17 protein-coding genes and 4 tRNA genes are annotated in these 22,918 nt (G+C 72.3%); 11 read left to right on the top strand and 10 right to left on the bottom strand.

From position 1 onward, the window contains the following. Nucleotides 1-100: 100 nt before the first annotated feature. Complete coding sequence (locus tag AC5R91_RS10010) at nucleotides 101-2,308, top strand: elongation factor G-like protein EF-G2 (RefSeq protein ID WP_495396871.1); 2,208 nt, start codon at nucleotides 101-103, stop codon at nucleotides 2,306-2,308. Between the two features lie 26 nt (nucleotides 2,309-2,334). Here the strand turns inward: AC5R91_RS10010 and AC5R91_RS10015 are convergent, their stop codons facing one another. Both AC5R91_RS10015 and AC5R91_RS10020 read right to left on the bottom strand, forming a co-directional pair. Then, nucleotides 2,335-2,898: an HIT family protein gene (locus AC5R91_RS10015; protein ID WP_495396872.1), complete on the bottom strand. Its 564-nt coding sequence runs from the start codon at nucleotides 2,896-2,898 to the stop codon at nucleotides 2,335-2,337. 1,640 nt (nucleotides 2,899-4,538) lie between these two features. Then, a tRNA-Val gene (locus tag AC5R91_RS10020) sits at nucleotides 4,539-4,610 on the bottom strand. 436 nt (nucleotides 4,611-5,046) lie between these two features. On the opposite strand from AC5R91_RS10020, the gene AC5R91_RS10025 reads away from it, so the two are divergent. Then, nucleotides 5,047-5,478 carry an SsgA family sporulation/cell division regulator gene (locus AC5R91_RS10025; RefSeq protein ID WP_009739629.1) on the top strand — a complete coding sequence of 144 codons (432 nt, stop codon included), beginning with the start codon at nucleotides 5,047-5,049 and terminating at the stop codon, nucleotides 5,476-5,478. Nucleotides 5,479-5,683: 205 nt separating this feature from the next. Here the strand turns inward: AC5R91_RS10025 and AC5R91_RS10030 are convergent, their stop codons facing one another. Further along, nucleotides 5,684-6,784, bottom strand: coding sequence for a chorismate-binding protein (locus AC5R91_RS10030; protein ID WP_495396873.1), 1,101 nt, complete (start codon nucleotides 6,782-6,784; stop codon nucleotides 5,684-5,686). 341 nt (nucleotides 6,785-7,125) lie between these two features. Here AC5R91_RS10030 and AC5R91_RS10035 point away from each other — a divergent pair. From AC5R91_RS10035 to AC5R91_RS10045, 3 genes are all read left to right on the top strand, one after another. Further along, nucleotides 7,126-7,198 (top strand) — tRNA-Gly (locus AC5R91_RS10035). A gap of 42 nt (nucleotides 7,199-7,240) precedes the next feature. Then, a tRNA-Cys gene (locus tag AC5R91_RS10040) sits at nucleotides 7,241-7,312 on the top strand. 13 nt (nucleotides 7,313-7,325) lie between these two features. After that, nucleotides 7,326-7,397 (top strand) — tRNA-Val (locus AC5R91_RS10045). Nucleotides 7,398-7,557: 160 nt separating this feature from the next. Here AC5R91_RS10045 and AC5R91_RS10050 read toward each other — a convergent pair. Then, the gene (locus AC5R91_RS10050; RefSeq protein ID WP_495396874.1) at nucleotides 7,558-8,412 is read right to left on the bottom strand and encodes an N-acetylmuramoyl-L-alanine amidase; all 855 of its coding nucleotides are present in this window, start codon (nucleotides 8,410-8,412) and stop codon (nucleotides 7,558-7,560) included. A 111-nt stretch (nucleotides 8,413-8,523) separates the two neighbouring features. Next, a complete protein-coding gene (locus tag AC5R91_RS10055; protein WP_495396875.1) occupies nucleotides 8,524-9,333 on the bottom strand; it encodes a DUF3097 domain-containing protein in 810 nt (269 codons plus the stop codon). Nucleotides 9,334-9,446: 113 nt separating this feature from the next. Between AC5R91_RS10055 and AC5R91_RS10060 the strand changes: the two genes are divergently transcribed. Next, on the top strand, nucleotides 9,447-10,034 hold the full coding sequence (locus tag AC5R91_RS10060; RefSeq protein WP_495396876.1) for an isochorismatase family protein: 588 nt from the start codon (nucleotides 9,447-9,449) through the stop codon (nucleotides 10,032-10,034). 186 nt (nucleotides 10,035-10,220) lie between these two features. On the opposite strand, the gene AC5R91_RS10065 is transcribed toward AC5R91_RS10060, so the two are convergent. From AC5R91_RS10065 to AC5R91_RS10080, 4 genes are all read right to left on the bottom strand, one after another. After that, nucleotides 10,221-10,514, bottom strand: coding sequence for a DUF4193 family protein (locus tag AC5R91_RS10065; protein ID WP_495396877.1), 294 nt, complete (start codon nucleotides 10,512-10,514; stop codon nucleotides 10,221-10,223). Between the two features lie 213 nt (nucleotides 10,515-10,727). After that, on the bottom strand, nucleotides 10,728-11,261 hold the full coding sequence (locus AC5R91_RS10070; protein WP_495396878.1) for a DUF3145 domain-containing protein: 534 nt from the start codon (nucleotides 11,259-11,261) through the stop codon (nucleotides 10,728-10,730). A gap of 200 nt (nucleotides 11,262-11,461) precedes the next feature. Further along, the gene (locus AC5R91_RS10075; protein WP_495396879.1) at nucleotides 11,462-12,412 is read right to left on the bottom strand and encodes an SPFH domain-containing protein; all 951 of its coding nucleotides are present in this window, start codon (nucleotides 12,410-12,412) and stop codon (nucleotides 11,462-11,464) included. A 73-nt stretch (nucleotides 12,413-12,485) separates the two neighbouring features. Beyond that, a complete protein-coding gene (locus AC5R91_RS10080; RefSeq protein ID WP_495396880.1) occupies nucleotides 12,486-12,920 on the bottom strand; it encodes an NfeD family protein in 435 nt (144 codons plus the stop codon). 125 nt (nucleotides 12,921-13,045) lie between these two features. Between AC5R91_RS10080 and glgX the strand changes: the two genes are divergently transcribed. From glgX to treZ, 3 genes are all read left to right on the top strand, one after another. After that, nucleotides 13,046-15,265: a glycogen debranching protein GlgX gene (gene glgX / locus AC5R91_RS10085; protein WP_495396881.1), complete on the top strand. Its 2,220-nt coding sequence runs from the start codon at nucleotides 13,046-13,048 to the stop codon at nucleotides 15,263-15,265. Between the two features lie 40 nt (nucleotides 15,266-15,305). Continuing rightward, complete coding sequence (treY, locus tag AC5R91_RS10090) at nucleotides 15,306-17,753, top strand: malto-oligosyltrehalose synthase (RefSeq protein ID WP_495397932.1); 2,448 nt, start codon at nucleotides 15,306-15,308, stop codon at nucleotides 17,751-17,753. A 240-nt stretch (nucleotides 17,754-17,993) separates the two neighbouring features. Beyond that, entirely contained in the window at nucleotides 17,994-19,769 is a 1,776-nt protein-coding gene (gene treZ, locus AC5R91_RS10095; protein WP_495396882.1) for a malto-oligosyltrehalose trehalohydrolase, read from the top strand. Nucleotides 19,770-20,173: 404 nt separating this feature from the next. Here treZ and zapE read toward each other — a convergent pair whose 3' ends face one another. Continuing rightward, nucleotides 20,174-21,262 carry a cell division protein ZapE gene (gene zapE / locus AC5R91_RS10100; RefSeq protein WP_495396883.1) on the bottom strand — a complete coding sequence of 363 codons (1,089 nt, stop codon included), beginning with the start codon at nucleotides 21,260-21,262 and terminating at the stop codon, nucleotides 20,174-20,176. Between the two features lie 233 nt (nucleotides 21,263-21,495). Here zapE and AC5R91_RS10105 point away from each other — a divergent pair, with 233 nt between their 5' ends. Next, the gene (locus tag AC5R91_RS10105) at nucleotides 21,496-22,377 is read left to right on the top strand and encodes a pyrimidine reductase family protein (RefSeq protein WP_495396884.1); all 882 of its coding nucleotides are present in this window, start codon (nucleotides 21,496-21,498) and stop codon (nucleotides 22,375-22,377) included. 270 nt (nucleotides 22,378-22,647) lie between these two features. Beyond that, nucleotides 22,648-22,917, top strand: a complete 270-nt coding sequence (locus AC5R91_RS10110; protein WP_495396885.1) for a hypothetical protein — start codon at nucleotides 22,648-22,650, stop codon at nucleotides 22,915-22,917. The last annotated feature ends 1 nt before the right edge of the window (nucleotide 22,918 follow it).

Here is a 22,918-nt window from a genome sequence, read left to right on the forward strand (position 1 = left end):
GCATTCCCGACCACGGCCCCCCTCGGGCTTGTGCCCCACGTCACCTGGGAGGACTCTGCCGTTACGGACAGGATCCCACCTGCCGATCAAGGAGGCGAGGATGTCAACAGCCTCGTGCGATGTACGCAACGTCGTCCTGGTGGGGCATACCGGCGCGGGCAAGACGGCCCTGGTGGACCGGCTGCTCGCCACCGCCGGGCCGCCCGAACGCCAGAACGGCGACCGTCAGCTTGCCCACACCAGCTACGTGGGGCACGCCGACCCCGATCACCGGCCCTCCCGCTCGGTCAGTCTCTCCCTGTGCTCGGTCAGCCACCGCGGGCTCACCGTCAACCTGCTCGACACCCCGGGGTACCCCGACTTCGTCGGCGAGCTGCGCGCGGGCCTGCGCGCCGCCGACGCCGCCCTGTTCGTCGTCAGTGCCGTCGACGGGGTGGACGGCGCGACCGGGCTGCTGTGGACCGAGTGCGCCGAGGTCGGCATGCCGCGCGCCATCGCGGTCACCCACCTGGACCAGGCCCGGGCCGACTTCACCGCGGCAGTCGAGGAGTGCCAGCGCGCCTTCGGCACCGGTGTGCTGCCGGCCTGGCTACCCAGCCGCGCGGCGGGCGGCGGCGTGCGCATGACGGGGCTGCTGACCGGCCGGATCGTCGAGTACGGCCCCGGCGGGCGGCGCGCGGCCGCGGCCGAGTCGGGCCGGCCCGACGTGCGCCACGCCGCCGCCCGGGCGGCCCTCGTCGAGGGAATCATCGCCGAGAGCGAGGACGAGACGCTGCTCGACCGCTACCTGTCCGGGGCCGACCCCGATCCGGACCTGCTGCTGGCCGACCTGGAGAAGGCGGTCGCCCGCGGCACGTTCTTCCCGGTGCTGCCGATCGGTCTGCTCGCCGAGCAGGGCGCGGACCACGATCGGGACGAACGGGACAGAAGCCAGCACGCCAGGGACGAACGGGGCCCGGCGAGGGCCGGCGGGTTCGGCTCGGCGGAGCTGCTCGACCTGTTCGTCCAGGGCTTCCCCGCGCCGGCGGAGCATCCCCTCCCGGCGCTGACCCGGCCCGACGGCACGGCCTGCGACCCGGGCACCGGCGATCCCGCCGGGCCGCTGGTCGCCGAGGTCGTCAAGACGACCACCGATCCGTACGTGGGCCGGATGTCCGTCGTGCGGGTCTTCAGCGGAACGCTGCGCCCGGACGATCCCGTCCACGTCAGTGGGCACGGCCGGGCGGCGGCCGGCCATGCCGACCACGACGACGACGAGCGGGTCGGCGCGCTGTCCCGGCCGTACGGCTCGGTGCTGCACAGCGTGCCGGACTGCCCGGCGGGCGGCATCTGCGTGGTGACGAAGCTCGCCACCGCCGAGACCGGCGACACCCTGTCGAGCCTCGATGATCCACGCCACCTGCCCGCCTGGACGATGCCCGAGCCGCTGCTGCCGATCGCGATCAGGGCCCGCGGCCGCGCCGACGAGGACCGGCTGGCCACGGCGCTGTCCCGGCTGGCGGTCGAGGATCCGACCCTGCGGGTGGTCCAGGATCCGGAGACCGCGCAACTCGTCCTGTGGAGCATGGGCGAGGCCCACGCGGAGTCCGTGCTGGAGCGCCTCGCCCAACGCTACGGCGCCACCGTCGACCGGGTGCCGACCGTCATCCCGCTGCGGGAGACGCTGCGGGCCCCGGCGCGGGGGCTGGGCCGGCAGGTCAAACAGTCCGGCGGGCACGGCCAGTACGCCGTCTGCCAGATCGAGGTCGAGCCGCTCCCGCCGGGCAGCGGCTTCGAGTTCGTCGACGAGGTCGTCGGCGGCGCCATCCCGCGCTCGTTCATCCCCTCGGTCGAGAAGGGGGTCCGGGCGCAGATGGCCCAGGGAGTACGGGCCGGTCACCCGCTGACCGACCTGCGGGTGCGCCTGGTCGACGGCAAGTCGCACAGCGTCGACTCCTCGGACATGGCCTTCCAGATCGCCGGCGGGCTGGCGCTGCGCGACGCCTTCCGCAGCGGCGGTGTCGTCGTGCTGGAGCCGGTGCTGGCCGTCGACGTGTCGGTGCCCGACGAGTTCGTCGGGACGGTGGTCAGCGACCTGTCGACCCGGCGGGGACGGGTCGTCGGCATGGACCCGGTGCCGCCGGCGCCGGGCAGCGCGAGCTCGTTCGCCGCGACGCGCACCATCGTGCACGCCGAGGTGCCGGAGAGCGAGATGTCCCGATACGCGATAGAACTGCGCGCGCTGAGCCACGGAACGGGGAGCTTCCATCGCCGGCCACACGGCTACGAGCCGATGCCACCGCAGCTCGCCGACTCGTTGCTCGGCTGAGCGTCGGCTGAGCGGCCTACCGCGGCCTACTCGGACGCGGCCGCCCAGGCGTCGGCGAGCATCTCCCGGGTCTGCCCGAGCAGGGCGGGCAGTACCCGGGTCGCCCCCACCACAGGCATGAAGTTCGTGTCGCCGCCCCACCGCGGCACCACGTGCTGGTGCACGTGGGAGGCGATTCCGGCGCCGGCGACGTGCCCGAGGTTCATCCCCGTGTTGAAACCGTGGGCTCCGCTGGCGGTGCGCAGCGCGCGCAGGGCCCGCTGCACGAAAAAGGCCATCTCGACGATTTCTTCGGATTCCATGTCGGCATAGTCGGCCACATGCCGGTAAGGCACGACGAGTAGATGCCCGGCATTGTAGGGATAGAGGTTGAGGACGGCGTAGACGGATTTCCCGCGGGCGACGACGAGCCCGTCCTCGTCGGACATGCCGACGATGGAGCAGAAGGGGCATTCGTCGTCACGGCCGCGGCCTTCGCCCTTGATGTAGGCCATCCGGTGCGGCGTGTAAAGCCGCTGGAAAGCGTCCGGGCCGCCGACCCCGGCCTGCTCCTCCAGCGGAACCCCGTCAGGCGAGACCTCGGCGGTCACCGGGTGGTCACCACGGGCTCGTCGTCTCGGCCTGGCCGGGGGAGCCCGCAGGTGGGAGCCGCTGGACGGGGCGTGGCCGACCGAGCCCGCCCACCAGCGCCGATCCCGCCCCCTGTCCCGCCACCTGCATCGGACGATCCCCCTCGAAGGGTGGCCATCATCCCGCCAATTTATCAGGACCTGGGCCGATGAGGAGGCTCCCGCGTGAGCGATGACGCCCACGCGCAGGTGCGTACCCGCAGATGAAGAGGGAGACTGACGGCGTGGGGGGGTCGCCGCCAGTCTCCCTCGAGTGGCGTATTCGGTTTCGAACCACGGCGTCCCGGCTGCCCGAGGCGGCGTACCCGAAGGGAACCACGACCCGGGAGAGATCTCCCGACGCACCCCTGCGAGACGCCACATCGACAAAAGGGACCCGCTACGCCCTGCCCGATCAGCTTAGCGGGTGTTAAGCCGATCTGTACAGGGCGGGTCTCATGCCGGCCGGAAATAACCGGGCGAACATCGCCGGCGCCTGACCTGAACGCGTTGGCACACCAACGATCTCACCGAAGGGGCGGGACGCACAACGATGCCGATCCACGATGGGCCAACGGCTACGTCATCGGCCACCGCAATCGGCTCGCCCCGCCCCGTCACCGCCTACTCCGGCGGACGGCGGCGCCTGGGCACCTCTGCCGATCGACCGGCGAGGCGCACCGTCCACCCCGGACCACCCGGGGTAGCCCACCCAGGTGAAACCGATCGTCCGAACCCGGACGGCTTTTCGCAATCTGGGCCACTCTTCTCCGCCGACGGAACCGGAAAAGCGGCTGCCGGTCGGCCGGCCGGACCGTCGGACCACGGCGGCCCGCTCTCGGCGATGCTCACCCTTCGTCACCGTCCGCCGGGAGGCGCTCGGCGCGGTGCGGGCGCCCCGTACGCGGGCCCGACGTTGAGCACCCCCACTGACATGGCACCAAAGTGGGGTCGCGCGGAGATTATTCCGATCCGGCCGGCGCTCGAAGTAGGCGAACGTATCGCGAAGAAAGTGGCATTTGCGCTGGTAGGAAGCGCCCCATCGACCAGAAAGACGATCTTCATCTCGCGGCCCGCCGCCGGTCCGCTCCCAGCGAACTCGTCGGCGCGACGGCGCCTAACAGCCCCGGGAACCGACACCAAAGGGGAAACCGCCGCGGATCACCGACGGCCAAGACTCAAAGGCGCGAGCATGAGCACGACCCACCCGCACTGGACGCTTCCCGCGCCCCCGGACCGTTTCCACCCAGCCCGCGGGACCAACCCCTCAGCCAACGGCCCCGAACCCCGCCGCCTCAGCCCCCGGTCCAAACCGTGCCCACCGGCCGCCACCCGGCGTCCCGAGACCATCCGGCGAGCACTCGCCGCCCGCCCTCAAGGTGGCTGCGAGATCGACCTCCAGCCCCAGCCCCCCACCCGCAACCAGCGCAAAGACCCAACCACCAAGGGATCCCATGCGCGCAGAACCAAGCCCCACCCCACACCAACCCAACCCAACCCATCCGCCCCAACCCCACACCACGCCAAACGCGGGGGGTCCGGGGGGTCGCCCCCCGGGCAGACATCTCGCGGGACCCAGGCAAGCCCCCCAAAGGGGGCGCAGCATGACAAGCCAGATCGCGTGGGCGTACGTGGTTTCGAACCACGGACCTCTGCCGTGTGAAGGCAGCGCTCTACCACTGAGCTATACGCCCTTGCGGGTGGTGGGACCACCTTACACGGCACCGATCCGGGCCGATGCAGGGGGGTCCCGGCGGACGGATACACCGATGTCCGCCGTCCCGTCCGGTGGGTGGACTGGGTCAGGTTCGCCGCGACTGGCCGAGGTTGAGAACCACCCGGACGGGGAAGGCTCAAAGTGGAACGGCCTTGGCAGGTTGGCCTGACGCTCGGGGGACGTTCGGACGCTACGGATGGTAACCATCCGCCCGCCTGCGGTGGGGGTACATCTCGCGGCCGTCCGATCTACGATCTACCCGGGAAAGGTTCACCCTTCCGGGCCGGGCAACTCGCCCGAACTGCCGTAACGGATGTTGTCTTGGCATAATCTTGTTTCCAACGGGACTCGGAGAGGGAACTATCCCGTTACACGGGTGCTCGCCCGCACCACGCACCATGAGAGGCCGCCCGATGACTATTCGTCACGATTCGATCACCGCCGAACTCGCCCTTCGTCTCGTCGTGCCCGGCGGCGCTCCTGTGCCGGTCGCCGCGACGGTCCGGTACGAGCCGGCCGACCCCTACGCGATCAGCATCGGCTTCCGTACGGGAGCGGACGAGGTCGTGGAGTGGACCTTTGCACGCCAGCTACTGAGCGACGGCGTGCGTCGTCCCGCCGGGGACGGCGATGTGCAGGTGTGGCCGGCCGCCCAGTCCGGTGGGCGGATCGTCTGCCTGTCCCTGTCCAGTCCGTCGGGGCACGCGCTGTTCGAGATGCCGCGCTCCGAGGTGCTGGCCTTCCTGCGGCGGACGTACTCCGCCGTGCCCCTCGGTGGCGAGAGCGACATCATCGACCTTGATGCGGAGCTCGCGTTGCTGATCTGGGGCGGTCCCGAGCGGTGATCTCACCGGGGTCGGGATCGCTGCCCGACCCCGGCTAGCCGGTGCGGGCACTGTTCGACAGGGGGACCGCCTCCCCCATCGCCTCCTGCATCCGAGGCAGTTGTCATCCATCGCATGCCGAGCATCCACCTGCCTGACGAGCACCCACCCGCCTGGCCGGGCCCACTCCGGCCAGGCGGGTCGTCGTCTGTGCGCCGAGCTCGATTCAGCCGCTCGCCAGGCCCACCAGTCGGTGGGCCTTGAGCTCGGTCTCGCGCCACTCCCCCTGTGGGTCGCTGCCCCAGGTCACGGCGGCGCCGGTGCCGAACCACAGCCGGTCCGCGCCGAACCAGAAGGTGCGGATGCCGACCGACAGCCATCCCCGGCCGCTGTCGGCGTCCACCCAGCCGATGCCGCCGCAGTAGGGACCGCGTGGCCCCGGCTCCAGCTCACGGATGATCCGCAGCGCGCTCGACTTGGGCGCGCCGGAGACCGAGCCGGGCGGGCAGGCGGCTGCCAGCAGCTCCGGCCAGCCCACCCCGGGCCGCAGCCGGGCGCGCACCGTCGAGACCAGGTGCACCAGGCCGGGATGGTGTTCGACAGCGCACAGGGCCGGCACGGCGACGCTGCCGGGCCGGGCCACCCGCCCAAGATCGTTGCGAACCAGGTCGACGATCATGATGTTCTCGGCGACGTCCTTGTCCCGCAGGTCGTGCACGGTCCGACCGGTGCCCTTGATGGGGCCGGAATGGACGACGTCGCCGTCCCGGGCGAGGAACAGCTCCGGCGAGGCCCCCGCGATCCGCAGGCCGGCCTCAGGAACGTCCAGCGTGAGCGCGTACGGCGCCGGGTTGCCGGCCGCGAGGACCGCAGCAAGCGCGGCGGGGTCGGATTCGACCGGCTCGCCGCCGGAGCCGGCCGGAGGCAGCGGCGCGGACAGCAGCCGGCAGAGGTTGACCTCGTAGACGTCACCGGCGGCGATGTGCTCCCGGATGGTGGTCGCGCCGGCCACGTAGGCGGCGCGGTCGAGGCTGGTGCTCCAGGACCGCGAGTCCGGGCCGCGCCACGGGCCGCGGCGCAGGTCCGCGGCGCCGGCGGCGGGCGCCGGACGCACGTCGGCGAACCGAACGCACCGCAGCGCCCCCTCGAAATCGACGACCACGGCCCAGAAGCCGCCGCGCTCCAGCACCGCGGGATCGTCGCTGATCTCCACCACGCCCGTGGCGAGCCGGTCGCCCGCGAGCAGGTAGGACGGTGGCCTGGACCGCGGGACCGCCACGGACCCGCAGACGATCGACTCCGGAGCGCCCGCGTTCGTCCGGCTCATTCCGATCACGTTACCGCCCTTCCCGGACCGACAGCGCCTTCCCGATCGACCGCCCGGCCGCAGATCCCCTGCCCCGCAGGCACTCGTCCACGCCCCAGCGACACGCCGCGACGGCTGCCACGGGCGAACGAGTGACCCGCGGGCCGCGGACGGGCGCCGAACCCGAGCGTCGACACCCGAGCGTCGACCGGGTCGGTGGACGTGCCGTGGGCGAAACCCGATGTTCACGTGGGACGCCTTGACCCAACGCAACATCTCCGCGACGTCTGGCGGGCCATTCGACGCGAGGGCCGTTCGTCCGCTAGAGTGCTACCTGCACCGCCAAGAACGCCTGGTGCAGCGCGGACGTGGCTCAGTTGGTAGAGCATCACCTTGCCAAGGTGAGGGTCGCGGGTTCGAATCCCGTCGTCCGCTCGGGAACAGAGGGGCTTGAGGTCCGTACCAGCGGCCTCCCGCGGCGGAGTGGCCGAGTGGTTTAGGCAAGGGCCTGCAAAGCCCTGTACGCGGGTTCGATTCCCGCCTCCGCCTCTGGATCCATTGCGGGCGATTAGCTCAGTGGGAGAGCGCTACCTTGACACGGTAGAGGTCACTGGTTCAATCCCAGTATCGCCCACCCCGCAGAACGGTGTTTCATCTGCTTTGACCGGCCACTCCTCGGAGTGGCCGTTTTCATATCCGGGCGCGTTCTCGCGGGCCGGCTCCGGAATCACCACCCACACGCGGATCCGCTGCGGCACAGGCGCCCCGCTACGGCACGACCGTGACCGGCCGGGTCAGGGGGTCGGCGCCACCGACGGTGAACCCGTAACCAGAAGGAATGCAGTCACGCCGTCGGCGAGGCCGCTCGCCGCCCGGGCCCGCCAGGCCGGATCGACGATTTCCGCGGCGTCGGTTCGGTTGCGCATGTTCCCGCATTCGAGGAACACCTTCGGAACGCGGGAGAGGTTCAGCCCCCCAAGATCGGACCGGATCGTCATCCCCTCCTTTCCGAGGTAGTCGGCCAGCGGCTGCCCGGTGGCCCGGCCGAACGCCGACCGCAGGGTCCCGGCGAGCCGGCCGGAGGGGGCGAGGATCGCCGCGTTGGCCCGGTCGGGGCTCAGCGCCGGCGCGATCACATGGAAGCCGCGCCCCTCGGCGGGCCCGCCGTCAGCGTGAATGGACACGACCGCGGCCGCGCCGGCGCTGTTGCCGATCTTCGCCCGCTCGTCGACACACGGGCCCACCCCGTCGTCGTCCGGCCGGGTCAGCACGACCCTGGCGCCGCGGGAGCGCAGGATCGCGGCGGCCCGCTGGGCGAGATCGAACGTGAAGGCGTGCTCCGGGTAGCCGCCGTCGGTCTGTGCACCGACGGTGTCGCACTCCTTGTCGAAGCCCCCGGCGGGCACCGGTCGGTCGATGGCCGCGCCCGCCCGGCTGTTCCCGCCGTTGTGCCCCGGGTCGAGCACGACGGTGCGGCCGACGAGGGCCGACGGGCCGCCGCCGACGGGCGAGACGGCGGGTCTGGGGACCGGGGCGCCATGCTGGTCCGAGCCGGTCAGCGCGAACCGCAGGCCGAACCCGGCCACCAGGGCGACGGCGACCACGCCGACGATCTGGGCGAGCATCGACGGCCTGACCCATACCGGCATCGTGTCTCCCACCTACGGAGGAGTCGAGCTGCCCCGTCCGCACTCACCGTATGCGAATGCCCGAAACCCGCCCGAACGGGGCGGCGTCACGGCTGCGGCACGGGGGTGTCGTCAGGCCGTCACGAAGTCGATCAACCGCTCCACGGCGCCCAGCAGGCCCACCTCGAGGTCGGTGTAGCTGTCGACCGAGGCCAGCACCCGTCGCCACAGGTCGCCGGGTTCGGCGACGCCCAGCGCCCGGCACACCCCCTCCTTCCAGGGCTCGCCGCGGGGTACCGTCGGCCAGGCCGCGATGCCGATCGACGCCGGCTTCACCGCCTGCCAGATGTCGATGTAGGGATGCCCGGTGATCAGCACGTGCTCGCCGGCGACGGCGGCCGCGATGCGGCTCTCCTTCGAGCCGGAGACAAGATGGTCGACGAGGACGCCCAACCGCCGGCCGGGCCCCGGCCGGAACGCCTCGACCACCCCCGGCAGCTCGTCGACCCCGTCGAGGCTCTCCACCACCACGCCCTCGACGCGCAGGTCGTCGCCCCACACCCGCTCGACGAGAGCGGCGTCGTGCACGCCCTCCACGTAGATGCGGCTGGCACGGGCGACGCGGGCACGGTGGCCGGCGACGGCGCGCGAGCCGGACGCGGTGCGCACCGGGGCGGCGGGCACCGCCCGGCGGGGCCGCACGAGCGTGACCCGGCGTCCCTCCAGCAGGAACGCTCCGGGTTCCAGCGGGAAGACCCGGCGGGCGCCGTGCCGGTCCTCCAGCGTGACCCCGCCGTGCTCGGTGCCGACCACGGCGCCGCAGAAGCCGGTCGCGACCTCCTCGACCACCAGATCGGCTTCGAGCTCGACCTCCGGCGGCGGGGCCGGGCGGGTCCGGGCGGCGGGCGCCAGGACGTCCCGGCCATAATCGCGGCTGCGCATCCCCCGAACCTAGGCCGCCAGAACGCCATGATCAGGGATATCGACGCGGGCGTGTCGGGATGCGACAGTAGGGGCATATCGCATCGAGACATGGAGCAACGGGAGGCCCGGTGGTGACCGCACGCTACGGACCGGGGATCGCCCTGCTGGTCGTGGATGTCCAGAACGACTTCGCCGACCCGGCGGGCAGCCTCTACGTGGCCGGCGGCGAGGAGATCGTCGAGGGGGTGAACGCCGAGATCGCGGCCGCGGGGGCCGCCGGGTCCCCGGTGTTCTACAGCCAGGACTGGCATCCCACGCGCACCCCGCACTTCGTCACCGACGGCGGTGTCTGGCCGCCGCACTGCGTGGCGGGAACCGACGGCGCCGGCTTCCATCCCGACCTGGTCGTGTCGGGTGAGGTGATCCGCAAGGGGGTGGACGGGGCTGACGGCTACTCCGCCTTCTCCGTGCGCGACCCCGGCTCGGGGCACCGGTCGCCGACGGTGCTCGGGGAGCGGCTTGCTCGACTCGCGGTGTCGACGCTCGTCGTCGTCGGTCTGGCCGGCGACCACTGCGTCCGGGAGAGCGCGCTGGACGCGCGGCTGCTGGGTCTGACGGTGGTGCTGCCGCTGGCCCGAACCAGATTCGTCAACCTGCACCCGGGCGACGAGGAGCGGGCCGTGGCGGCGATGCGGGACGCGGGCGTGCTGGTCAGCTGAGGCGGCATCGTCGGCCAGCCCGGTCGGGGCGTGGCTGACCGGCCGGTCAGCGCCTGGCCGGCCGTTGACAGGGTCGACGTGGCAGGTAGGTCAAGGCGTGCTTGTCAGCGGGCGACGCCGCCACGGCCGTGGCGTGTCGTGAGCCCACGCCAGAGGCCATGCGGTGGAACATCCGAACGCGGTTCCTCAGACCGCGCAGTCCCGGCAGACCATCCGGCGCTCGTCCACGAGCTGGCTACGGTGGTGGACGAGGTAGCACTGCGTGCAGGTGAACTCGTCAGCCTGCCGCGGAAGCACCCGGACGTTCAGTTCCTCTCCGGCCAGGTCGGCACCCGGCAGGCCGAGCTCGGTCTCGAACGGGTCGACATCGTCACCGAGATCAGCCGCCGCGTCCGCCCGCCGTGCCTTGAGGGCCTCGAGACTCTGCTCGGAGGCGTCCTCTATGTCAGCCGTACGAGGTGTGTCGTAATCGGTGGCCACTGAATAACTCCCAGAATGGTTGTGCGTGGTCGTGCGCAAGCCACAACGCACGACCGCCGGGGTATGTGCCCGTCAGACCCGCGCTACCCTGGTGTGGGCTTCACCACACCCTCGCAACCATCTCCGCGCCGATGCGTCGCATGGCTCTGACCATCCGCGTCAGGCGCCTGACCTGTGCAGGTCCGGACGCCCGCGGGGCGGTCGGCGCGGGTCTCAGCCGGTGCGCCGCAGCCAGGTGATCGGGGCCCCGTGCGCGCCCCGGCGCAGCGGCTCGAGGACGTCGTCCCACGCCGTCCCGAGCAGGCGGTGCAGGCCGCGGGCGAGGGTCTCACGAGCCTCGCCCCGTTCCAGCAGCGCCCGCAGGGCGGCCTCGCCGACCACCACGTCACCGTTCGCGGCGATCGCGGCCCGGTGCAGGCCGAGATCGGGGGTATAGGAGTAGCGCTCGGCATCACACCCGGGTGAGGGCCCCTCGACGGTCTCGAAGGTGACGTGACCGAGCCGGCGCAGGGCCCCGGCAACCCGGCCCGCCGTGCCCGGGGACGCGCGCCACTCCAGCCCGGCGAAGAGGAATCCGGGCATGCCGGGCTGCGCCGTCCAGGTCAGCGACACCGGCGCCGACAACACGCCGGACGCGCCGAACTCCAGATGCGGGCACAGGGCCGGCGGACAGGCGAGCACCGCCAGCTTGCCCGGCACGGCGAAGGACGACGAGCCGGATGACAGCTCACGAGCTGTCGAGGACATTGCGACCACGCGGGACCTCCGTCGACGAGGGACGCCTTCCCCTGCGCCTGTCGACCCGCCCCCGTATGGCTTGCCGAAATCGTCCCATGGTCCGGCTCGGCGGACTAGCCCTACCCCCCTCCGGAAGTATGACTAATTGGGCGGAACGCCGGTTCGGGGCAACCACCCTCCCCGTCCCGGGGATGGTTCGTCCGGGCGGGTCAATCCGACGCGGGATGCGGCCGCTGCGGCACGGCGCCGTTGGGCCCGCCGCGGGGGGGCGCGCCGTCCTGGGCGGTGGCCGGCCCGCCGGCGCTCAGCAGACCGCCGAGACCGCCGAGCGCGCCGGTCAGCTCGCTCGGCACGATCCACAGCTTGCTCGCCTGGCCCTGGGCGATCTGCGGCAGCGTCTGCAGATACTGGTAGGCCAGCAGCTTCTGGTCGGCGTCGCCCTCGTGAATCGCCCGGAACACCGTGCCGATGGCCTTCGCCTCGCCCTCGGCGGTGAGGATCTGCGCCTCGCGTTCGCCCTCGGCCCGCAGGATCGCCGCCTGCTTCTCCCCTTCGGCCCGCAGGATCTCGCTCTGCTTCACGCCCTCGGCGGTCAGGATCGCCGCGCGGCGATCCCGCTCGGCCCGCATCTGCTTCTCCATCGAGTCCTGGATGGAACGCGGTGGGTCGATGGCCTTCAGCTCCACCCGGTTGACCCGGATGCCCCACTTGCCGGTGGCCTCGTCGAGCACGCCGCGCAGCTGACCGTTGATCTGGTCGCGGGAGGTGAGGGTGGCCTCCAGGTTCATCCCGCCGATGACGTTGCGCAGCGTGGTGACGGTGAGCTGCTCGATGGCGCGGATGACGTTGGCGATCTCGTAGGTGGCCGCCCGCGGATCGGTGACCTGGAAGTAGATCACGGTGTCGATCCCGACGACGAGGTTGTCCTCGGTGATCACCGGCTGCGGCGGAAAGCTGACCACCTGCTCGCGCAGGTCGATGCGGTCGCGCACCCGGTCGACGAACGGGACCACGATCGCGAGGCCCGGGGTGAGGGTGCGGTGGTACCGGCCGAGGCGTTCCACCACCATCGCGCGCGCCTGCGGCACGATCCGCACCGCCCGCGCCAGAAAGATCAGCACTACCGCCGCGACCACCACGGCGACGATGACACCTGCCATGACGTACCCCTCCCAGTCGGACCCGCGGGCCTTTCCGTGACCCCGCCGACGCCGGGAACGCCGGGCCGTGGGGTCAGATCTCGAATCGGTGCACGATGGCTGTCGCTCCGTCGATGCGCAGGACGTGCGCCTGGCTGCCGACCTCGAGCACGGTCGTGGTCGGGTACGACCGGGCCGTCCAGATCTCCCCCTTGATCTTCACCCGGCCGCCCTCGCCGTCCACCTGCTCCACCACCAGCGCCCGCTCCCCCACGAGCGCCTCCGCGCCGGTGCGCAGTTCGGGGGTGCGTTGCAGGTGCCGGCGGGCCACCGGGCGCAGCCCGAGGCCGAAGCCACCGGCCGCCACGACGAACCCGACGATCTGCCAGGCCGCATCGGCGCCCAGCACCGCGACGGCGGCGCCCACCAACGCCGCCAGCGAGAACATCACCAGCGTCAGGTCCAGCGTGAGCAGCTCGCCGACGAGCAGGGCGCCGGCGACGACGACCCAGATCGCCCAGTCGGCCATGTCTCCATGCTAGGCCCGGCCGTCAGCAACCGATCAATGAAACCTCAATGATCGCCGAAGCTCTGACCTCACATTTCGTGCGCCGCCGGATCAGAGCATCCGTCCTGGCCGTAGGCTTCGTTCGTATGTCGCAGGTATGGCCGGGCAGCCCTTATCCCCTGGGCGCCACATATGATGGGTCGGGGACCAATTTCGCGCTCTTCTCGGAGATCGCCGACCGGGTCCAGCTCTGCCTGTTCGACGACGCGGGCAAGGAGGACCAGGTCGATCTCAAGGAGGTCGACGCCTTCGTCTGGCACGCCTACCTGCCCACGGTCGGGCCGGGGCAGCGCTACGGCTACCGGGTCCACGGTCCCTACGACCCCGCCCACGGCACCCGGTGCAACCCGCACAAGCTGCTGCTCGACCCGTACGCGAAGGCCGTCGACGGCGAGGTCGCCTGGGACCAGGCGGTGTTCCCGTACACCTTCGGCGACTCGGACAGCGTCAACGACGCCGACTCCGGCCCGCACATGATGAAGTCGGTCGTGATCAGCCCGTTCTTCGACTGGAACGGCGACCGTCCGCCGCGCACGCCCTACAACGAGTCGGTGTTCTACGAGGCGCACGTCCGCGGGCTGACCAAGAACCATCCCGGGCTGCCCGAGGAGTACCGCGGCACGTACGCCGGCGTCGCCCATCCACTGATGATCGACCACTACCGCAAGCTCGGCGTCACGGCGATCGAGCTGCTGCCCGTGCACCAGTTCGTCCACGACGAGCACCTGGTCAGCAAGAACCTGCGCAACTACTGGGGCTACAACTCGATCGCCTTCCTCGCCCCGCACAACGGCTACTCCGCCTCCGGCGGCCACGGCCGGCAGGTGCAGGAGTTCAAGGGCATGGTCAAGAACCTGCACGAGGCCGGGATCGAGGTGATCCTCGACGTTGTCTACAACCACACCGCCGAGGGCAACCACATGGGGCCGATGCTGTGCTTCCGCGGCATCGACAACGCCGCCTACTACCGCCTCGTGGACGACGACCCCCACTACTACATGGACTACACGGGCACCGGCAACAGCCTGCGGGTGCGCCACCCCCACGTCCTGCAGTTGATCATGGACTCGCTGCGGTACTGGGTGACCGACATGCACGTCGACGGCTTCCGCTTCGACCTGGCCGCGACGCTGGCGCGGGAGTTCTACGACGTCGACCGGCTGTCGTCGTTCTTCGATCTGGTCCAGCAGGACCCGGTCGTCTCGCAGGTCAAGCTGATCGCCGAGCCGTGGGACCTCGGCGAGGGCGGCTACCAGGTCGGGAACTTCCCCCCGCTGTGGACGGAGTGGAACGGCAAGTACCGCGACACCGTCCGTGACTTCTGGCGCGGCCAGGACCACGGCATCGCGGAGTTCGCCTCCCGACTCACCGGGTCCAGCGACCTGTACGAGAACAGCGGGCGGCGCCCCTGGGCGTCGATCAACTTCATCACCGCCCACGACGGGTTCACGCTGCGCGACCTCGTCTCGTACAACGAGAAGCACAACGAGGCCAACGGCGAGGACAACCGGGACGGATCCGACGACAACCGGTCCTGGAACTGCGGAGTCGAGGGGCCGACCGACGACCCGGACGTATTGTCCCTGCGGACCGCGCAAACCCGTAACCTGCTCACGACGCTACTGCTGTCCCAGGGGGTGCCGATGCTGGTCGCCGGAGACGAGATGGGGCGCACCCAACACGGCAACAACAACGCCTACTGCCAGGACAACCCGATCTCCTGGCTGGACTGGGCGGATGCCGAGCGCAACGCGGACCTGGTCGAGTTCGTCGGCCAGCTGTCCAGGCTCCGCAAGGACCACCCGATCTTCCGCCGCCGCCGGTTCTTCCAGGGAATCTCCCTGCGCGGGCAGGGCACCGCGGCCCGCGGCGCCGCGAGCGACGACCCGGCCGCAGGCGACGACCCGGCCAAGAAGGACATCGTCTGGCTGCGGCCGGACGGCTCCGAGATGTCCGACGTCGACTGGGAGTCCGGCACGGCCCGCTCCCTGGGCGTCTACCTCAACGGGGAGGGCATCCCCGACCCGGACGCCCTCGGCCAGCCGATCTCCGACGACTCCTTCCTGCTGTATTTCAACGCCCACTTCGAGCCGGTCGCCTTCCGGGTGCCGGCACCGAGCTTCGGTGCGTCCTGGGAGACGGTCGTCGACACCCGCAAGTCCACCGCGGAGATCGACGCCACCCTGGAGGCCATCCCCCTGGCCCACTCCGCCCTGGATCCCACCGACGTGGGCAAGGTGGTCAAGGCCGGCGACCCGGTCGAGATCGACGCCCGTTCGACGGTCGTGCTGCGCCGTGTCGACTGAGCCGACCGCCCCGCCGCCGGGCGGCCCGCGAGGCGAGCGGGTGGTCCCGACCTCGACCTACCGCCTCCAGCTCAACCTGGACTTCTCGCTCACCGACGCGGCCGTGATCGTCCCCTACCTGGCCGCGCTCGGCGTGTCGCACCTGTACCTGTCGCCGGTGCTGGAGGCCGCCCCCGGCTCGACGCACGGCTACGACGTCGTCGAGCACGGCCAGATCAACCCCGAGCTCGGCGGGACGGGCGGCCTGCGCCGGCTGACCGCCGCGTGCCGCAAGGCCGGCCTCGGGATCGTCGTCGACGTCGTCCCGAACCACATGTCCGTCACCCCGGAGGCGGCGAACGCGGCCTGGTGGTCGGTGCTGCGGGAGGGCCCCGAATCCCCCTACGCCACCTGGTTCGACATCGACTGGGCCGCGCCCGACAACCCGGGCCGGGTGCTGGTGCCGATCCTCGGTTCCGGCCTCGCGGACTGCCTGGCCGCCGGGGAGATCTCCGTCGAGCAGGACACCGATGGTGCGTGGGTCGTCGTCTACTACGACCACGTGCTGCCGACCGCGCCCGGCACCGCCGACCCCGACGACGTCGCCGCGACCCTGGACGCCCAGTACTACCGGCTGTGCTGGTGGCGGGTCGCCGCGAGCGAACTGAACTACCGGCGCTTCTTCGACATCACCACCCTCGCCGGGCTGCGCCAGGAGGAACCCGACGTCTTCGCCGCCACCCACCGGCTGCTCATCGAACAGGTCCGGGCGGGCACGTTCGAGGGGCTGCGCATCGACCACCCGGACGGCCTGGCCGACCCGGAGGGCTACCTGCGGCGGCTGGCCGACGCCTCCGGCGGGGTGTGGACCGTCGTCGAGAAGATCCTGGAGAACGACGAGGATCTGCCGGACACCTGGGCCTGCGACGGCACCACCGGCTACGAGGGGATCGCCCGGCTGACCCGGCTGTTCCTCGACCCCGTCGCCGGGCATCCCCTCGCCGTGCTCTACCAGGAGATCACCCGCGCTGATCCCGACTACGAGGCCGAGGCCCGGGCCGCGAAGCTCGACGTGCTCGCCGGCGTGCTGCAGCCCGAGGTCGACCGGCTGACCGCGCTCGCCCTCGGCGAGGCCCGGGAGGCCCGCGCGGACCTCACCCGCACCGGCCTGCGCGAGGCGCTGTGCGAGGTGCTGGCCGCCTTCGACGTCTACCGGGCCTACATCCGCCCGGACGGCACCCCGAGCCTGGAGGCGCGCGGCCACGTGGTGCGGGCCTGCGAGCAGGCCCGGTCCTACCTGCCCGGCCGCTCCACCGAGGTCGACCTGATCGAGGACCTGGCCCTGAGCGGTCCGCCCGAGTTCGTCATGCGCTTCCAGCAGACCTGCGGCCCGGTGATGGCCAAGGGCATCGAGGACACGGCGTTCTACCGCTACTCCCGGCTCATCGCCCTCAACGAGGTCGGCGGCGACCCGGCGCGCTTCCCGGCGTTCACCACCGGCCATCCGCGCAGCGCCGTCACCGAGTTCCACGAGGCGAACCTGACCGTGCAGCGGAGCTGGCCGCTGACGATGACCACCCTGTCCACGCACGACACGAAGCGCTCCGAGGACGTCCGCGCCCGCCTCGCCGTCCTGTCGGAGGACCCCCGCGGCTGGGCGGAGGTGGCCGGCCGCCTGGTCCGCCTCGGCGAGCGCCACCGCGACACCGAGCAGGGCTGGCCGGACCGGTCCACCGCCTACTTCCTGCTGCAGACCCTCGTCGGCGCCTGGCCGCTGCCCACCGAGCGGGCGACCCAGTACATGCTCAAGGCCGTCCGCGAGGCGAAGGTCTACACGAGCTGGACCGACCAGGACCCCGCCTACGAGGCGGCGCTGACGAACTACATCGAGTCGGTGCTGGAGGACGAGGAGTTCCTCGCCGTGCTCACCGGCTACGTCGGCACCCTCGTCGAGCTCGGCCGGCAGAACTCGCTGGCCCAGAAGCTGCTCCAGCTCACCGTCCCCGGCGTCCCGGACGTGTACCAGGGTCAGGAGCTGTGGGATCTGTCCCTGGTCGATCCGGACAACCGCCGACCGGTGAACTACGGCGACCGGACGAAGCTGCTCGCCGAGCTCGGCGCCGAGCCGGGCGCGGACACCGGCGGCCCACGCCGCCCGCCGCTGCTCGACGACTCCGGCGCCGCGAAGCTGCTCGTCGTCGCCCGGACGCTGCGGACCCGCCGTGAGCACCCCGAGTGGTTCGGCGACCGGGCCACCTACCGGCCGCTGTGGGCGTCCGGCTCGGCCGCGGAGAACGTGGTCGCCTTCGCCCGCTCCGAGTCGGTGGTCACCGTCGTGCCGCGCCTGGTCCTCGGCCTGCGCCGCGGCGGCGGCTGGCGCGACACGACCATCCCCCTGCCCGAGGGCCGCTGGACCGACGTGCTGACCGGCCGCAAGCACGACGGCGGCACCGCCTACGTCCTGCGCCTGCTGCGCGACTTCCCCGTCAGCCTCCTCGTCCGCTCCTGATCCGGCGCGAACGGGCCCCTCCTTCCGATCGACCTTCGCGGCCGCCGGCCGTCTGCACGGGGCGGGGAGGGCGCGTGCCCCTGGACGCTGATCACGGATCTCACCTGGCGTGTCCGCGGTCATGAGACCGGTCACAGGGGGCCGTCCCGCCCGGTGAAACCGGGTCCTGCGGGCACCTTCGGTGGGGGCCGTTGTCACGGACACGGCATGTCGGCCGGCGGCGGAAGGTAGACAGGAGCTATGAGCACCTTCCGGCTGTGGGCCCCGGACGCGAAGACGGTCAGCCTGGTCGTGGCGGATTCCGCCGGCGACGCCACCCATGAGATGTCCGCCGGGCGGCGGGGCTGGTGGTGGGTGAACGTCCCCTCCGCGAAGCACGGCACGGACTACGCGTTCCTGCTCGACGGGGGCACCCAGGAGCTGCCCGATCCCCGCTCGGCCTGGCAGCCGGCGGGGGTGCACGGCCGGTCCCGGCTGGTCGACCATGCGACGTTCCGCTGGTCGGACGCGAGCTGGCGGGGCATCGCGCTGGCCGGCAGCGTGCTCTACGAGCTGCACGTCGGGACGTTCACCCCGGAGGGCACGTTCGACGCCGCGATCGGCAGGCTCGACCACCTCGCCGAGCTCGGCATCGACGCCGTCGAGCTGCTGCCGGTCAACGCCTTCCCGGGGCATCACGGCTGGGGCTACGACGGAGTCGGCCTGTTCGCCGTGCACGAGCCCTACGGCGGGCCGGAGGGGCTGAAGCGGTTCGTCGACGCGGCGCACGCCCGCGGCATCGGCGTGATCATGGACGTCGTCTACAACCACCTCGGCCCGGACGGGAACTACCTGGGGCAGTTCGGGCCCTACTTCACCGACCGGTACCTCACCCCGTGGGGGCCGGCGGTCAACCTCGACGCGCCAGGCTCCGACGAGGTCCGCGCGTTCATCCTGGACAGCGCGCTGTCCTGGCTGCGGGACTTCCACTGCGACGGGCTGCGCCTGGACGCCGTGCACGCCTTCCAGGACAGTCGGGCGATGCACCTGCTCGAGGAGATCGCCGAGTCGGTGCACCGGCTCGGGGCACAGATGCGCCGGCCGCTGTTCGCCGTCGCCGAGTCCGACCTCAACGACCCCAAACTGGTGGTGGCGCCCGAGGCCGGCGGGTACGGCCTGGACGGCCAGTGGTGCGACGACGCCCACCACGCGCTGTGGGCGACGCTGTCCGGCGAACGGCAGGGCTACTACGTCGACTTCGGGTCGATCTCGACGCTCGCCCACGCCCTGACGAAGGGCTTCGTGCACGAGGGCGGCTACTCGGCGTTCCGCGGCCGTTCCCACGGCCGGCCGATGCCGCCGACGACGCCGGCCTACCGGTTCGTCACCTTCCTGCAGAACCATGACCAGATCGGCAACCGGGCGGTCGGTGACCGGTCGTCGGCGCAGCTCAGCGACGGGCTGCTGCGGATCGGCGCGGCCCTGCTGCTCACCTCGGCGCTGACCCCGATGCTGTTCATGGGCGAGGAGTGGGGGGCGCACACCCCCTGGCAGTACTTCACCGACCACATCGCCCCCGGGCTCGGCGACGCGGTGCGGGAGGGGCGGCGCGCCGAGTTCGCCGCGCACGGCTGGGGGCCCGACGACGTTCCCGACCCGCAGGATCCGGCGACGTTCGAACGGTCGAAGCTGGACTGGTCCGAGCCGACCCGCCCGGGCCACGGCAGCCTGCTGGACTGGCACCGCCGGCTCATCGGGCTGCGCCGCAAGCTGCCGGCGCTGACGGATCCGGCCTGGGCGTCGGTGGAGTGCACCTTCGACGAGGAGGCCCGCTGGCTGGTGGTGCGGCGCGGGGACGTGGCGATCGTCGTCAACCTGGCGTCGCAGCGGCAGGCGGTGCCGCTCGACGGCGTCCCGTTCGACGCGCCGGCGGCCTCGGCCCCCGGCTTCACCTACATGCCCGGCCGGGTCGAGCTCGACGGCGAGTCCGTGGTCATCACCCGCCTGCTGCCGCCCGCCGAGCCGGCCGCCGGCTGAACAGCGCCGCCGTCCGCCCGCCGGTCATCGCCTGCCTACCGGTCATCGTCTGCCTACCGGTCATCGCCTGCCTATAAATCATCGTCGGAGGCGGTCGCGGGACAGCAGGAAGTACAGCCCGCCGAGCACCGCCAACCCCACCAACAACACCATGACGAGCAGCACGACGTAGGTTCCCATGCCTCCATCGTCGCAGGATCCACCGACGATCGCGGCGGTCCGGTCCCCGATGTCCGTCCGTCCGGCGGGCAGCCGGTTCGGGCCGAAGCTGAGGTGGATCCGACCAGTCACCGGATGTTGAGGACGGTTCCAGGGCCGGCGGACCGTCATCGACCCGCCGGCAGTCCAGGGGAGCATGCCGGACACGCCGGCCGCGGGCGTGCGGTCGGCGCGTCCGGTGGGGCTCAGGCGGCGGTGAGGCGGGCGCCGTCGCGGGCGAGCGCGGCAAGGCGCGACACCGCCCGCTGGTACTTCTTGCGATGCGGCCCGGCGAGCAGCTCCGCGCCGAATAGCTCCCCCAGCGGGAAGCCCGAGGCGACGACCGGAATCGACCGGTCGTAGAGCCGATCGGCGAGCACCACGACCCGCAACGCCACGGCCTGGTCGGCGACCGGCGCCACGCCGTGCAACGCGACCAGCCGCACCCCGTCGACGAGCGCCCCGTAGCGCGACGGGTGCAGGCCGGCGAGATGCGCGCACAGCGCCGCGAATTCGTCCTCGCTGGCCCCCTCGTGGGCGGCGGCGAGCGCCGCGACCTCGCCGTCGGCACACGGCGGGGGCGGCGGCGCCAGCCCCCGGTGCCGGTAGTCGGTGCCGTCGACGCGCAGCACGTCGAAGCGGGCGGCCAGGCCCTGGATCTCCCGCAGGAAGTCGGCCGCGGCGAACCGGCCGGCGCCGAGATCCTCCGGCTGGGTGTTGCTCGTCGCGGCCAGCGCGACGCCGGCGTCGGCGAGGCGGGTCAGCAGGGTCGACACGAGCACCGTGTCGCCCGGATCGTCGAGCTCGAACTCGTCGATGGCGAGCAGCCGCATCCCGCCGAGGGCGCGCACGGTCGCCGCGAAGCCGAGCGCTCCCACCAACGAGGTGAGTTCGACGAACGTGCCATAGACCTTCGGGCCCGAAACCGCGTGCCACAGCGAGGCGAGCAGGTGCGTCTTGCCGACGCCGAACCCGCCGTCGAGGTACACCCCCGGCCGGGCCGTTCCCGGCCCGCGGGCCGCACCACCCGAGCGGGCCCCGCGGGCGCCGCGGCCGAACAGCCCCGACCAGCCGCTTCGGCCCCCGCCGGCGGAACCGCCACCCCCGCCGGGGGCCGCGTTCACCCGGCCGGCGAACGCGGACAGGGCGGTGACCGCGGCGCTCTGGCTCGGTTCCGCGGGGTCGGGCAGGTAGCCGGCAAAGCGGACAGCGTCGAAGCGCGGCGGCGGGACGAGCGCGGCGACCAGATCGTCGGGCCGCAGCTGCGGCCGGCGGTCGACGAGGCGCTGCACCACCAGGCCAGCCTACGGAGCAGGCCGGGGCGGGCCGCCCGCCGTGCGCCGCCGGGACCGAACTCACAGTGCCCTGGCCGTTCGGGCCGGCACAAGGGTCGCAGAACGACCCGACGAGGCAAGGCACCCGGCTCTCGGAGCCGCCCATCGGGGCAGTGCTCAAGGGCCGGGGAGCCGCCGATCGGGGCAGTGCGAACAGGCTGGTCGGCCGCACGTCACGGGACGAGACGAACCGGATGAGCCCTCGCCGACCGGCTACAGTCGGCTCGGTGCGACGCATCCTCCCGGTTCCCGGCCCTGCCGACAGCCCAGGCACGCCCGCGCCGGTCGCGGCGTCGACGACGGCGGATGCCGCCGGTGCCGGCGCCGGGGCGGTCGACCCGGCCGCCATCGGCGTCGAGGTCGCGGCGAAGGCGGCCGAGGTCGATCTTGATGAGGCCTACGCCTACCCGCCCGCGGCCGGGCAGACCAGCTACGTCCGGGCGAACTTCGTCAGCTCCGTCGACGGCGCCGCGGAGGTGGGCGGACGGTCCGGCCCGTTGGGCGGCGAGGCGGACTGGCGGGTCTTCCGGCTGCTGCGCTGGCTCAGCGACGTGGTGCTCGTCGGCGCCGGCACCGTACGCCACGAGAACTACGGGCCGGTGATCGTCCCGCCCGAACGGCGGGACCGGCGGCAGGCCGCGGGGCTCGCCGCCGTCCCCCCGATCGCCGTGGTCACCGCGACCGCGGGCCTCGATCCCGGCGCCCGGCTGTTCGACGCCGAGGTCCGTCCCATCGTCCTCACCTGCGACGCTGCCCCCCCGGCCAAGCGGGAGGCGCTCGCGGCGGTCGCCGAGGTCGTCCTCTGCGGGGACACGACCGTCGACCCGGCGGCGGCCCTCGCGGCCCTGGCCGAACGGGGGATGACCCGGGTGCTCACGGAGGGCGGGCCGCTGCTGCACGCCCAGCTCGCCGGCGCCGGTCTGCTCGACGAGCTGTGCCTGACCGTGGCGCCGATGCTCGCCGGCCCCGGCCGCATGGGCATCGTGGAGGGCCCGCCATGGCCCGAGCCGGCCATGATGCGGCTCGTCCAGGTGCTCGCCGAGGACGGCAACCTCTTCCTGCGCTACCAGCGCTGAGGCCGTCCCGCGCCGGGCCCGTCCGCGCCCGGTCGGGATAGCGGGACCGGGATAGCGGGACCGGGATAGCGGGACCGGGATAGCGGGACCGGGATAGCGGGACCGGGGTGGCGGGGCCGGGGTGGCGGAGCCGGGGCGGCACCCGCTTTATCCACAGGTCGACGATTCCCACAGCCGTCATCCACAGGATCTACGGACGATCAGCACGACCCGTCGACGAGTTGTTAGCGTCGCCGCACCGAACCTGACCCCGACGGCGGTGGTGTGCGGATGACGATCTTCGATGGAGCCCGGACGACGGCGGCCGGTGCGGTGGCGCGCACCCGGCGGGACGTGACGACCGCCCTGGACCGGGTCGCGGCCGCCGGTGCCGGCGCGTGGGACGGTCGGGCGGCGCAGCAGTGGGCCGGCCGGATCAGGCATCTCGCCGCCGAGGCGATCGCCCTGCTCGACCGCTGCCTGCTGGTCTGCGAGCAGGCCGGCTCGGGCCCGGCTGGGCCGTCGACGGCGCCCGGCGCCCCGCCGCGGGCGATCGGCTGAC

The sequence above is a fragment of the Frankia sp. BMG5.60 genome (genome assembly GCF_059428125.1).

Excerpts from the sequence above, each read along its gene's own strand:
- AC5R91_RS10050 (WP_495396874.1), bottom strand. The coding sequence starts at position 8,412 with ATGCCGGTATGGGTCAGGCCGTCGATGCTCGCCCAGATCGTCGGCGTG.
- AC5R91_RS10025 (WP_009739629.1), top strand. The coding sequence starts at position 5,047 with ATGACTATTCGTCACGATTCGATCACCGCCGAACTCGCCCTTCGTCTC.
- AC5R91_RS10070 (WP_495396878.1), bottom strand. The coding sequence starts at position 11,261 with ATGTCCTCGACAGCTCGTGAGCTGTCATCCGGCTCGTCGTCCTTCGCC.
- AC5R91_RS10075 (WP_495396879.1), bottom strand. The coding sequence starts at position 12,412 with ATGGCAGGTGTCATCGTCGCCGTGGTGGTCGCGGCGGTAGTGCTGATC.
- AC5R91_RS10105 (WP_495396884.1), top strand. The coding sequence starts at position 21,496 with ATGAGCCCTCGCCGACCGGCTACAGTCGGCTCGGTGCGACGCATCCTC.
- AC5R91_RS10055 (WP_495396875.1), bottom strand. The coding sequence starts at position 9,333 with ATGCGCAGCCGCGATTATGGCCGGGACGTCCTGGCGCCCGCCGCCCGG.
- glgX (WP_495396881.1), top strand. The coding sequence starts at position 13,046 with ATGTCGCAGGTATGGCCGGGCAGCCCTTATCCCCTGGGCGCCACATAT.
- AC5R91_RS10010 (WP_495396871.1), top strand. The coding sequence starts at position 101 with ATGTCAACAGCCTCGTGCGATGTACGCAACGTCGTCCTGGTGGGGCAT.
- treZ (WP_495396882.1), top strand. The coding sequence starts at position 17,994 with ATGAGCACCTTCCGGCTGTGGGCCCCGGACGCGAAGACGGTCAGCCTG.
- AC5R91_RS10080 (WP_495396880.1), bottom strand. The coding sequence starts at position 12,920 with ATGGCCGACTGGGCGATCTGGGTCGTCGTCGCCGGCGCCCTGCTCGTC.
- AC5R91_RS10030 (WP_495396873.1), bottom strand. The coding sequence starts at position 6,784 with ATGAGCCGGACGAACGCGGGCGCTCCGGAGTCGATCGTCTGCGGGTCC.
- AC5R91_RS10110 (WP_495396885.1), top strand. The coding sequence starts at position 22,648 with ATGACGATCTTCGATGGAGCCCGGACGACGGCGGCCGGTGCGGTGGCG.